The sequence below is a fragment of the Streptococcus sp. k-378 genome (assembly GCF_013277505.1).
GTDB classification, from domain to species: domain Bacteria; phylum Bacillota; class Bacilli; order Lactobacillales; family Streptococcaceae; genus Streptococcus; species Streptococcus pseudopneumoniae.
This window is the reverse complement of record NZ_VMNC01000120.1, coordinates 1-13,221: the sequence shown is the minus strand read 5'-3', so window position 1 is coordinate 13,221 and position 13,221 is coordinate 1. Positions and strand designations below refer to the sequence as shown.

General features: G+C 41.7%; 6 protein-coding genes, 1 tRNA gene and 2 pseudogenes. 5 read left to right on the top strand and 4 right to left on the bottom strand.

All coding sequences use genetic code 11. The features are described 5' to 3' along the window. Positions 1 to 174: 174 nt before the first annotated feature. Positions 175 to 1,506, top strand: coding sequence for a hemolysin family protein (locus HT719_RS10210; protein WP_000390030.1), 1,332 nt, complete (start codon positions 175 to 177; stop codon positions 1,504 to 1,506). Between the two features lie 186 nt (positions 1,507 to 1,692). On the opposite strand, the gene HT719_RS10205 is transcribed toward HT719_RS10210, so the two are convergent. After that, a tRNA-Cys gene (locus tag HT719_RS10205) sits at positions 1,693 to 1,763 on the bottom strand. 414 nt (positions 1,764 to 2,177) lie between these two features. Between HT719_RS10205 and rpoB the strand changes: the two genes are divergently transcribed. From rpoB to ndk, 3 genes and pseudogenes are all read left to right on the top strand, one after another. Then, a complete protein-coding gene (rpoB, locus tag HT719_RS10200) occupies positions 2,178 to 5,789 on the top strand; it encodes a DNA-directed RNA polymerase subunit beta (RefSeq protein WP_100127842.1) in 3,612 nt (1,203 codons plus the stop codon). Positions 5,790 to 5,821: 32 nt separating this feature from the next. Beyond that, entirely contained in the window at positions 5,822 to 9,499 is a 3,678-nt protein-coding gene (gene rpoC / locus HT719_RS10195) for a DNA-directed RNA polymerase subunit beta' (protein ID WP_172929119.1), read from the top strand. Between the two features lie 108 nt (positions 9,500 to 9,607). Beyond that, positions 9,608 to 10,020, top strand: a pseudogene (gene ndk / locus HT719_RS10190) (nucleoside-diphosphate kinase). A 247-nt stretch (positions 10,021 to 10,267) separates the two neighbouring features. On the opposite strand, the gene cbpJ reads toward ndk, so the two are convergent. Both cbpJ and HT719_RS10180 read right to left on the bottom strand, forming a co-directional pair. Then, a complete protein-coding gene (cbpJ, locus tag HT719_RS10185; protein WP_172929117.1) occupies positions 10,268 to 11,191 on the bottom strand; it encodes a choline-binding protein CbpJ in 924 nt (307 codons plus the stop codon). 18 nt (positions 11,192 to 11,209) lie between these two features. Next, complete coding sequence (locus tag HT719_RS10180; protein ID WP_345790046.1) at positions 11,210 to 12,151, bottom strand: trypsin-like serine protease; 942 nt, start codon at positions 12,149 to 12,151, stop codon at positions 11,210 to 11,212. A gap of 646 nt (positions 12,152 to 12,797) precedes the next feature. Between HT719_RS10180 and HT719_RS11945 the strand changes: the two are divergent. Further along, positions 12,798 to 12,980 (top strand): annotated as a pseudogene (locus HT719_RS11945) (IS110 family transposase); the annotation flags it as partial. A gap of 154 nt (positions 12,981 to 13,134) precedes the next feature. Here HT719_RS11945 and HT719_RS11940 read toward each other — a convergent pair. Continuing rightward, a partial coding sequence (locus HT719_RS11940; protein WP_275690619.1) for a PhrA family quorum-sensing system peptide occupies positions 13,135 to 13,221 on the bottom strand: 87 nt, incomplete at its 5' end.

Below are 13,221 nucleotides of genomic sequence, written 5' to 3'. Positions count from 1 at the left end.
GTGATAAAGTCGGGAGTAGGTACTAAGAAAAAATGGTAACTTCTAAAACTAACTTCCAGTTTTGGGAGAGAGATGGAAGTTACTTTGAGAAGTTACGCTAAGAAAAAAATAATATGTATTGGATTAAATTTTGTGATATAATAAAGGATAAGATACTATTTTAGGAGAAGAACTATGGAAGACCCAAGTAGTCAGAATTTGTTGCTACAATTTGTTTTATTGTTTATCTTGACGGTATTAAATGCCTTTTTCTCAGCCACAGAAATGGCCATGGTTTCTCTTAATCGTGCCCGAGTTGAACAAAAGGCGGAAGAAGGAGACAGACGCTACATCCGCCTGCTGAAGGTACTAGAAAATCCTAACCACTTTTTATCAACCATTCAGGTAGGAATCACCCTGATTACAATCTTATCAGGGGCGAGTTTAGCTGATACTCTAGGACGTGTGATTGCCTCTTGGCTTGGGAATAGCGAAACAGCACAAGCCGTGGCAACTTTTCTATCCTTGGCATTTTTGACCTATATTTCCATCGTTTTTGGGGAATTATATCCTAAGAGAATCGCTCTTAATCTAAAGGATGCCTTGGCCATTCGTACAGCGCCGGTTATCATTGGGATCGGAAAACTAGTCAGTCCTTTTGTTTGGCTTTTAGCTGCTTCGACCAATTTCTTGAGCCATTTGACTCCTATGTCATTCGATGATGCGGATGAAAAGATGACCCGTGATGAAATTGCCTATATGCTGACAAATAGTGAAGAAACGTTGGATGCTGATGAGATTGAGATGCTACAAGGTGTCTTTTCGCTCGATGAACTGATGGCACGAGAGGTTATGGTTCCTCGGACAGATGCTTTTATGGTGGATATTCAGGATGATAGTCAAAGCATTATCCAAAGTATTTTAAAACAAAACTTTTCCCGTATACCAGTTTACGATGGGGATAAGGACAATGTAATTGGAATCATTCACACCAAGAGTCTCCTTAAGGCTGGTTTTGTGGATGGTTTTGATAATATTGTTTGGAAGAAAATCTTACAAGATCCACTTTTTGTACCTGAAACTATTTTTGTGGATGACTTGCTAAAAGAATTGCGCAATACCCAAAGACAAATGGCAATCTTGCTGGATGAATACGGTGGTATGGCTGGTTTGGTGACCTTGGAAGACCTCTTAGAGGAAATTGTTGGTGAAATTGATGATGAAACGGACAAAGCAGCAATAGATGTTCATCAGATTGGCGAGGATACCTACATTGTTCAAGGAACGATGACCCTCAATGATTTCAATAATTACTTTGATGTTGAACTGGAAAGTGATGACGTTGATACCATTGCTGGTTACTATTTGACAGGAGTGGGGACCATTCCGACGACTGAGAAACTTAGCTATGAATTGGTCAGCCAAAACAAACAACTTATCTTAACCAATGATAAAGTGAAAAATGGACGTGTTACCAAGGTAAAAGTCCAAATTACCGAAGTTGAAATAGAAGAAGAAACAGAGTAAACTAGAGGCTTTTGTCACCAGGTGTGACGAAGCTTTTTTCAGTTGATTTCATGAGGGAATTATGTCATGGAAAGAACTTTGCCCCAAAAGTTTTTCAAAATTATCCGTATTTATCAGAAGAAAAATAAAAAAGCCCTTCAAATTGGGCTTTCTGTTCATTTGAAACCTGATAAATCAAGTTATAGAAGGCGGTAGACGGATTTGAACCGACGATCAAGCTTTTGCAGAGCCGTGCCTTACCACTTGGCTATACCGCCTTAACGTTTCTTATTATACCTTGAAAATGATTTTCAGTCAATAGCTTTTTCAGTTTTTTGTACCATAGTGTGATTCGAATGTAATGCTAAGTTTTCTATGGGAAAAAGATTACCAAAAATCTACTGAATCCCCTTGAAAAATCTAGCTAATTAGGGTATAATATAAATAATCATTTGTCGTAGGTTTTGTCTGAAATATTGTCCAGACAAGGCTCACAGCAGTTAAATCTTCTGAAAAAGTCAGATTTAGCTGCTCTTTTTGTGCTTTTTTTCAGGATTTCGAGTACTTGTAATAAAGACTTAAAAATTCTGAAAATTCATCAAAGGGACACGGTGATAAGGGTTTTACAACCATATGACGATTAGAAAGCCTGATTGACAAGGCTTGGAACTTATTTACAAAGGAGAATCATCTTGGCAGGACATGACGTTCAATACGGGAAACATCGTACCCGTCGTAGTTTTTCAAGAATCAAAGAAGTTCTTGACTTACCAAATTTGATTGAAATTCAAACTGACTCATTCAAAGATTTCCTAGACCACGGTCTTAAGGAAGTGTTTGAAGATGTATTGCCAATTTCAAACTTCACAGACACAATGGAGTTGGAATTTGTTGGATATGAAATCAAGGAACCCAAATATACGCTAGAAGAAGCTCGTATTCACGATGCTAGCTACTCAGCACCAATTTTTGTAACCTTCCGCTTGATCAATAAAGAAACAGGCGAAATCAAGACCCAAGAAGTTTTCTTTGGTGATTTCCCGATCATGACAGAAATGGGTACTTTCATTATCAATGGTGGTGAACGTATCATTGTATCTCAGTTGGTTCGCTCGCCAGGTGTTTACTTTAATGACAAAGTAGATAAGAACGGTAAAGTGGGCTATGGTTCAACTGTTATCCCTAACCGTGGAGCTTGGTTGGAACTTGAAAGCGACTCAAAAGATATTACCTACACTCGTATCGACCGTACTCGTAAGATTCCATTTACAACCTTGGTTCGTGCGCTTGGTTTCTCAGGTGATGATGAAATCTTTGATATCTTTGGTGATAGCGAATTGGTTCGCAACACTGTTGAAAAAGATATCCACAAGAATCCAATGGACTCTCGTACAGACGAAGCTTTGAAAGAAATCTACGAACGCCTTCGTCCAGGTGAGCCTAAGACAGCTGAAAGCTCACGTAGCTTGCTTGTGGCTCGTTTCTTTGACCCACGTCGCTATGACTTAGCAGCAGTTGGTCGTTACAAGATCAATAAAAAACTCAATGTTAAAACACGCTTGCTTAACCAAACCATTGCAGAGCCATTGGTAGACCCTGAAACTGGAGAAATCTTGGTAGAAGCTGGAACTGTTATGACTCGTAGTGTGATTGAAAGCATTGAAAGCCATTTGGATGGTGACTTGAACAAGATTGTTTATATTCCAAATGATGCAGCCGTTGTGACTGAGCCAGTTGTTCTTCAAAAATTCAAGGTTGTTGCTCCAACGGATCCAGACCGTGTCGTAACCATCATTGGTAATGCCAATCCAGATGACAAGGTTCGTATCGTTACTCCTGCAGATATCCTTGCTGAGATGAGCTACTTCCTCAACTTGGCTGAAGGACTTGGCCGTGTAGATGATATCGACCACCTTGGGAACCGTCGTATCCGTGCAGTTGGTGAATTGCTTGCCAACCAAGTACGTTTGGGACTTTCTCGTATGGAACGTAATGTCCGTGAACGTATGTCTGTTCAAGACAACGAAGTCTTGACACCACAACAAATCATCAACATCCGTCCTGTAACAGCTGCGGTGAAAGAATTCTTTGGTTCATCACAGTTGTCACAGTTCATGGACCAACACAACCCACTTTCTGAGTTGTCTCACAAACGCCGTTTGTCAGCCTTAGGACCTGGTGGTTTGACACGTGACCGCGCTGGATATGAAGTACGTGACGTGCACTACACTCACTATGGTCGTATGTGTCCCATCGAGACACCTGAAGGACCTAACATCGGTTTGATCAATAACTTGTCATCTTACGGACATTTGAACAAGTATGGTTTTGTTCAAACACCATACCGTAAAGTTGACCGTGAAACAGGCGTTGTTACGAACGAAATCGTTTGGTTGACAGCCGATGAAGAAGATGAATTTACTGTAGCACAGGCTAATTCTCGTCTGAATGAAGATGGAACATTTGCTGAGAAAGTTGTCATGGGACGTCACCAAGGGGTCAACCAAGAGTATCCAGCTAATGTTGTTGACTACATGGACGTATCACCAAAACAGGTAGTTGCCGTTGCGACAGCATGTATTCCTTTCTTGGAAAACGATGACTCCAACCGTGCCCTCATGGGTGCTAACATGCAACGTCAGGCTGTGCCATTGATCAATCCTCAAGCACCTTACGTTGGTACTGGTATGGAATACCAAGCAGCCCACGACTCTGGAGCGGCTGTGATTGCTCAGTATGATGGTAAAGTTACTTACGCAGATGCTGACAAGGTAGAAGTTCGTCGTGAAGATGGTTCATTGGACGTTTACCACATCCAAAAATTCCGTCGTTCAAACTCAGGTACTGCCTACAACCAACGCACTCTCGTAAAAGTTGGCGATGTCGTTGAAAAAGGCGATTTCATCGCTGACGGGCCTTCTATGGAAAATGGAGAAATGGCGCTTGGACAAAACCCAATCGTTGCCTACATGACTTGGGAAGGTTACAACTTCGAGGATGCCGTTATCATGAGCGAACGCTTGGTGAAGGACGATGTCTACACATCTGTCCACCTTGAAGAATACGAATCAGAAACACGCGATACAAAGCTTGGGCCTGAAGAAATCACTCGCGAAATTCCAAACGTTGGTGAAGATGCCCTTAAAGACCTTGACGAAATGGGGATTATCCGTATCGGTGCTGAGGTTAAAGAAGGTGATATCCTTGTAGGTAAAGTAACACCTAAGGGTGAGAAAGACCTTTCAGCTGAAGAACGTCTCTTGCACGCTATCTTCGGAGACAAGTCTCGTGAAGTGCGCGACACTTCTCTTCGTGTACCACACGGTGCCGATGGTGTCGTTCGTGATGTTAAAATCTTTACACGTGCAAATGGAGATGAGTTGCAATCAGGTGTTAACATGCTGGTTCGCGTCTACATCGCTCAAAAACGTAAGATCAAGGTTGGAGATAAGATGGCCGGACGTCACGGAAACAAAGGGGTTGTCTCTCGTATCGTTCCTGTAGAAGACATGCCTTACCTTCCAGACGGAACTCCAGTCGATATCATGTTGAACCCACTTGGGGTACCATCTCGTATGAATATCGGTCAGGTTATGGAGCTTCACCTTGGTATGGCGGCTCGTACTCTTGGTATTCACATCGCGACACCAGTCTTTGACGGAGCAAGTTCTGAAGATCTTTGGTCAACCGTTAAGGAAGCAGGTATGGACAGCGATGCTAAGACAATCCTTTACGATGGACGTACTGGTGAACCATTTGATAACCGTGTGTCAGTTGGTGTCATGTACATGATCAAACTCCACCACATGGTTGACGATAAATTGCACGCGCGTTCAGTCGGACCTTACTCAACCGTTACCCAACAACCACTCGGAGGTAAAGCTCAGTTTGGTGGACAACGTTTCGGTGAGATGGAGGTTTGGGCTCTTGAAGCCTACGGTGCGTCAAATGTCCTTCAAGAAATCTTGACTTACAAGTCTGACGATATCAACGGACGTTTGAAAGCTTATGAAGCTATTACAAAAGGAAAACCAATTCCAAAACCAGGTGTTCCAGAATCCTTCCGAGTTCTTGTCAAAGAATTGCAATCTCTTGGTCTTGACATGCGTGTCCTAGACGAAGATGACCAAGAAGTGGAACTTCGCGACTTGGATGAAGGAATGGACGAAGATGTCATCCACGTAGATGACCTTGAAAAAGCCCGCGAAAAAGCAGCACAAGAGGCTAAAGCAGCCTTTGAAGCTGAAGAAGCTGAGAAAGCAACAAAAGCGGAAGCAACAGAAGAAGCTGCTGAACAAGAATAAGCAGTTCACTTAGAATAGAAAGGGAAGAAATAGTGGTTGATGTAAATCGTTTTAAAAGTATGCAAATCACCCTAGCTTCTCCAAGTAAAGTCCGTTCATGGTCTTATGGAGAAGTCAAAAAACCTGAAACAATCAATTACCGTACCTTGAAACCAGAACGTGAAGGACTCTTTGATGAAGTGATCTTTGGTCCTACAAAAGACTGGGAATGTGCTTGTGGTAAGTACAAACGCATTCGTTACAGAGGAATTGTTTGTGACCGCTGTGGGGTTGAAGTAACGCGTACAAAAGTTCGTCGTGAGCGTATGGGGCACATCGAGTTGAAAGCTCCTGTATCTCACATCTGGTACTTCAAGGGGATTCCAAGCCGTATGGGCTTGACCCTTGATATGAGCCCTCGTGCCCTCGAGGAAGTTATCTACTTTGCGGCTTATGTGGTGATTGATCCTAAGGATACACCACTGGAGCACAAGTCTATCATGACAGAGCGCGAATACCGAGAGCGCTTGCGTGAATATGGTTATGGTTCATTTGTTGCCAAGATGGGTGCCGAAGCCATCCAAGACCTTTTGAAGCAAGTAGATCTTGAAAAAGAAATTGCTGAACTCAAAGAAGAATTGAAAACAGCTACTGGACAAAAACGTGTCAAAGCCATCCGTCGTTTGGATGTTTTGGATGCCTTTTACAAGTCTGGAAACAAACCTGAATGGATGATTCTTAACATCCTTCCGGTTATCCCACCAGATCTTCGTCCAATGTTGCAGTTGGATGGTGGCCGTTTTGCCTCATCTGACTTGAATGACCTTTACCGCCGTGTTATCAACCGTAACAACCGTTTGGCTCGTTTGCTTGAGTTGAATGCGCCTGGTATCATCGTTCAAAATGAGAAGCGTATGCTTCAAGAAGCGGTTGATGCTTTGATTGACAATGGTCGTCGTGGTCGTCCAATCACAGGACCAGGTAGCCGTCCGCTGAAATCATTGAGCCACATGCTTAAAGGGAAACAAGGACGCTTCCGTCAAAACTTGCTCGGTAAACGTGTTGACTTCTCAGGACGTTCCGTTATCGCCGTTGGTCCAACTCTTAAGATGTACCAATGTGGTGTGCCACGTGAAATGGCAATTGAGCTCTTTAAACCATTCGTCATGCGTGAAATCGTTGCCCGTGATATCGTGCAAAACGTCAAAGCAGCTAAACGCTTGGTGGAACGCGGAGATGAGCGTATCTGGGATATCCTTGAAGAAGTGATTAAAGAACACCCAGTGCTTTTGAACCGCGCACCGACCCTTCACCGTTTGGGTATCCAAGCCTTTGAGCCAGTCTTGATTGATGGTAAGGCCCTTCGCTTGCACCCACTTGTCTGTGAAGCCTACAATGCCGACTTTGACGGGGACCAAATGGCCATCCACGTACCGCTTTCAGAAGAAGCCCAAGCAGAAGCTCGTATTTTGATGCTCGCTGCTGAGCATATCTTGAACCCGAAAGATGGTAAACCAGTTGTTACTCCATCTCAGGACATGGTTTTGGGTAACTACTACTTGACTATGGAAGAAGCTGGTCGTGAAGGTGAAGGAATGGTCTTCAAAGACCGTGACGAAGCGGTTATGGCTTACCGTAATGGTTATGTTCACCTTCACTCACGTGTTGGTATCGCAACAGATAGCCTTAACAAACCATGGACAGAAGAGCAAAAACACAAGGTCTTGCTTACAACCGTTGGTAAAATCCTCTTCAACGACATTATGCCAGAGGGGTTACCATACTTGCAAGAACCAAACAATGCCAACTTGACAGAAGGCGTTCCAGCTAAATACTTCTTGCCACTTAGTGGAGATATCAAGGAAGCTATCAGTAATCTTGAACTCAACCCTCCATTCAAGAAGAAAAACCTTGGAAATATCATCGCTGAAATCTTCAAACGTTTCCGTACGACAGAAACTTCTGCCCTACTTGACCGCATGAAGAATCTCGGTTACCACCACTCAACTCTTGCAGGATTGACAGTGGGTATTGCCGATATCCCAGTCGTTGATGACAAGGCTGAAATCATTGAAGAATCACATAAACGTGTAGAACAGATCACAAAACAATTCCGTCGTGGTATGATCACGGACGACGAGCGTTACAATGCCGTTACAGCTGAATGGCGTGCTGCCCGTGAAAAACTTGAGAAACGCTTGATTGCCAACCAAGATCCTAAGAACCCAATCGTTATGATGATGGACTCTGGAGCCCGTGGTAACATCTCAAACTTCTCACAGCTTGCCGGTATGCGTGGTCTGATGGCTGCTCCGAACGGACGTATCATGGAATTGCCAATCCTTTCAAACTTCCGCGAAGGTTTGTCAGTACTCGAAATGTTCTTCTCAACTCACGGTGCCCGTAAAGGTATGACCGATACGGCCCTTAAGACAGCCGACTCAGGTTACTTGACTCGTCGTTTGGTTGACGTTGCCCAAGACGTTATCATCCGTGAGGACGACTGTGGAACTGACCGTGGTCTCTTGATCCGCTCTATCGCAGAAGGAAAAGAGATGATCGAGTCTCTCGAAGAGCGTCTCAATGGTCGTTACACTAAGAAAACTGTTAAACATCCAGAAACTGGTGCAGTGATCATTGGTCCAAATGAATTGATCACAGAAGACAAGGCGCGTGAAATTGTTAATGCTGGTGTGGAAGAAGTGACTATCCGTTCCGTATTTACATGTAATACTCGTCACGGTGTCTGCCGTCACTGTTACGGTATCAACTTGGCGACTGGTGATGCGGTTGAAGTTGGTGAAGCAGTTGGTACAATCGCTGCCCAATCTATCGGGGAACCTGGTACACAGCTTACAATGCGTACCTTCCACACGGGTGGGGTTGCCTCAAATACCGATATCACTCAGGGTCTTCCTCGTGTCCAAGAAATCTTTGAAGCCCGCAATCCTAAAGGGGAAGCGGTTATCACAGAGGTTAAAGGACAAGTTACCGCTATCGAAGAAGATGCATCAACTCGTACCAAGAAAGTCTTTGTTAAGGGCGAAACTGGTGAAGGTGAGTACGTCGTTCCATTTACAGCTCGTATGCGTGTTGAAGTTGGTGACCAAGTAGCGCGTGGTGCTGCTCTTACAGAAGGTTCTATCCAACCAAAACGTCTCCTTGCAGTCCGTGATGTCTTGTCAGTTGAAACTTACCTTCTCGGTGAAGTACAAAAAGTTTACCGTAGCCAAGGGGTAGAAATCGGTGACAAACACATCGAGGTAATGGTTCGTCAAATGATCCGTAAAGTTCGTGTCATGGATCCAGGTGACACAGATCTTCTCATGGGTACCCTCATGGATATCAATGACTTTACAGATGCTAACAAAGATGTTCTTATCTCAGGTGGAGTTCCAGCGACAGGTCGCCCAGTTCTTATGGGAATTACCAAAGCCTCACTTGAAACAAATAGTTTCTTGTCAGCGGCTTCCTTCCAGGAAACAACTCGTGTCCTTACTGACGCAGCTATCCGTGGTAAGAAAGACCATCTCCTTGGACTTAAGGAAAATGTTATCATCGGTAAGATTATCCCAGCAGGTACTGGTATGGCTCGTTACCGTAACCTGGAACCACATGCTATCAACGAAGAAGAATACCTTAATCCTCCAGTAGAGGAAGAAGGGAATGAAGAAACAACAGAAGTAGTTGTGGATACTGCCGTTGAAACTGTGGAAGAAACAGTAGAATAAAAGCAGATGAGAGAGCCTTCGGGTTCTCTTTCTGTTTTCTGAAAACTTTCTCCATTTTTCCATGGAATGTGGTAAAATAAAAGAAAGAAGCTGACAAAGGAGACAGGTATGGAACAAACATTTTTTATCATTAAACCAGATGGTGTAAAAAGAGGACTAGTGGGTGAAGTGTTGAAACGTATCGAACAACGTGGATTTACAATTGAAAAATTGGAGTTGCGTACACAGCTTTCAGAAGAGTTAATTGACCAGCACTATCAGGACTTGGTTGGTCAAATTTTTACCCACCGATTCGTGAATTTATGACTTCAGGACCGGTTCTTGTAGGTATCATTTCTGATCCCAAAGTAATCGAAACTTGGCGGACCATGATGGGTGCAACTGATCCAGAAGAAGCTTTACCAGGAACTATTCGAGTTGATTTTGCAAAAGCTGCTGGAGAAAATGAGACTATCCAAAATGTTGTACATGGTTCAGATTCAGAAGAGTCAGCTAAGCGAGAAATTGCTCTTTGGTTTTAAGAGTTGATTGGCTCAATCAATCGGTTAAAAGCTCATTTGAATAGAAAGTATAGTCACATAAAAAAGAAAGGACTAACTTCGTCCTTTCTCATTCTTGGTTTTTCTTCAACCTACTACAGTAGATAAACATACTGAATAGCTACTGTCTTCACTCATTTAATTCTTAAAAATTGATAGAGTTGACAAATGGTAGAAAAAAGCTCTTTTTAATAAGTTAAGTATCAACTACAGTTACGATTAGCATTCGTTACTTAACCCACTCACCATTATAGTTTACGTAGTAACCATCTACTATGGTATTAACAGCTAGAGCACCTGAACCATAGGCATAATACCATTTACCATTGATTTGGAACCAGCCTGTTTTCATATCTCCATTACTTGCATTTAGATAGTACCATATTGAACCATCTTTCACCCAACCTGTGGACATTGCACCTGATGAACGAAGATAGTACCAGTTATTACCAACATAAGCCCAACCTGTTGCCATTGCACCTGATGAACGGAGGTAGTACCACTTATTGCCAATTTGCTTCCAACCAGTTTGCATGATACCAGTTTCTGAATCTAGATAGTACCAAGCTGAATCATCATTTATCCAACCTACACGTCTTTCACCACCAAGATTCTTATTCCCAGAATTTCCTGTTTTTGCTAGGTAATACCAGTTAGATTGATCATAAAGCCAACCTGTCTTTAAATAATGATCTTGATCAAAGTAGTAGTATGCTAATTTAAGAACTTCGGGACCTTCCCAGCCTTCACCATGTTTTTTCCCAACGGTTAAGGAATATTTTAGCTCTAATTCTTGCCAACCAACAAACTCTTGTAGCACTCCATTTTCGTCAAAATAGTACCACTCTGACTTTGGAAAACCTTCTAATCTGATACCATTTGGGTAAGGACCAATTGTACTACCTTTAGATGGAAACGGGATATATTGCCAGCCGACAACCATCTCTCCAGATAGAGAATCAAAATAATAGTACTTACCATCAATCACTCGCCAGTAGGTTTCTTTGAGGTTCCCCTTTTTGTAATAGGTTCTACCGTTTTCTTGGACAAACTGCCATCCTTCAGAATCATCTGCAAATACTGTACTGGTCCCTAGCAAACCAAAGAAAATTACTGTTAGTCCAGCTTGCATAGTTTTTTTCAAAAGTTTCATTTATATATACCTCCAATATTAAATCCATTCACCAGATGAAGCGAAATTATAAACTTTACCATCAATAGTTTGGCTACCTGTAACCATTGCTCCACTTGAATTGAGATAATACCAATTTCCTCCCACTTTTATCCAACCGGTTTTCATGTCTCCATTTTTATTATCTAAGTAATACCATCTGCCTCGTACATATTTCCAACCTGTGGACATTGAACCAGAGGTTTCAAGATAATACCATTTCCCATTTACTTTTTGCCAATCTGTGAGCATCTTACCGGAGGCGTCTAGATAGTACCAAGTGTCATTTATCTTTTGCCAACCTGTTTGTTTCGTACTGTTCTTATAATAGTACCAAGTACCACCAATCAATTTCCAACCATCAATAGAATGCCCTCGAATAACAGAGTAGATGAAAGATAGAGCCTTCTCATTTAACTTGACAGCATAATTCATTTGTTCTGCCTCACTCCCATTGGTATGAACTCCGACAACCCTATTGGTAGAATCATATACTGCTGAACCGCTTGCACCACGCAAAGTATCTACTTGATAGAATAAAAAATCATTTGTATCTTGAAGTATCGTTTTTGTATCAGTATACATCTGCTTAATATCCTTATTAACAGCAGAATATCCCGTAACTGTTACATCTAGATTTTTAGTATTTTCTAAATTATTTGGAAGTCCTAACGTCCCCAATTGAGCGCCAATCGGTTCTTCCAAAATTAAAACTGCTAAGTCATAGGTAGTAAGCTCATCTGGATCAGTATTTCGAAATTCTTTTAAATAACGAACTTCTTTGACTTTTATTTCACCAAATGGATTACTATCTGGAGTAGCCGCAGGCATAATCTCTACTTCAGTCGCTTCTGTTTTGGATTCACGGTCATAAACGACATGAGCTGCTGTAATCAAAACATTGTCTTTGATAAAGGAAGCACTTCCTCTACCTGTACCTATTTCTACTGAATCGGCATTTTTAAATTTGAATGTTGCTTTTACATAAGCTGATGTAGAGTAAGGATATTGTAAAGTATTTTTTACCTTAACTAAATCATTTTTGCCAATAATGACTTCTGACTGATTTGTATAATATTGACCATAAGTCGGTGAAACATCGGGAAGTGAAAAATTATTAGTTCCTGGATCCTCTTGTAATGTTTCACTTACCTCATACTCCTCGCCTGTACTTGAAATAACAGTCAACGCAGATACTGTCGGTAGCTGACTAGCTAATAAAGTACTAGCAATAATTGAAATACCGAATTTGCGATAAAATGTTTTCTTCATTTTTATAATTCATTCCTTTCGTTTCACTCAAGGCACAACACAGAATGAAAAAGTGTTGTGCTCTTTGTTTTATAATAACAGTGAGAAAGCCTATCACTACTACAAATCACGGGGAGGTGAATAAGTGAGTGGTACAGCCACTACCTCGCATTTTTATAGGTGTCATTCTTTCCATCAAGCACAAGAACTGTGACTAAGAGCACGTAAACTTATAATTGAATAAGCGACTCGTTTGTGAAAGGAAAGAATAGTCAAGGGATAGGCAGACTCAAATTTTATGAAGGGAGCCCCCTCATGTTAAAAATTATTTATATGGCATCGAAAAGCTATCATCGCTATCTGTCGCAGATTATTGGTTGCCATCTACCACGTACTTTTAAAACAGGAGAGTTATAATCCAAGATTACAAGGTCTTACAGAAATAAGAAATTCAGATAAGACAATGTCTGTCCAAGATGCCGTTCGTTTTGCACAACAGCACGGATTCAAGGTGCTTTAATTTTAAAGGTTGGGTATCAAGACCTCTTTTTAGTGTGCCCAAAATTTAGAGAAGTAATCAATCAACTAACTTTTATTTTTTCAAACTTGCCCCTACAATTTTTAATGAATAATAAAAGCGAATATACTAGAGACTAATTCTATTCCATTATTCTTTAATCAGCCTTCCCAACATCAAGACCATTGGACTTCTTTTGTGATTGCACTCGAATCTCCAATTGTCTATTCTTCTGAATAAACTG

Bases quoted from the DNA above. Each gene is read 5' to 3' on its own strand.
- cbpJ (WP_172929117.1), bottom strand. From the start codon at position 11,191: ATGAAACTTTTGAAAAAAACTATGCAAGCTGGACTAACAGTAATTTTC.
- HT719_RS10210 (WP_000390030.1), top strand. From the start codon at position 175: ATGGAAGACCCAAGTAGTCAGAATTTGTTGCTACAATTTGTTTTATTG.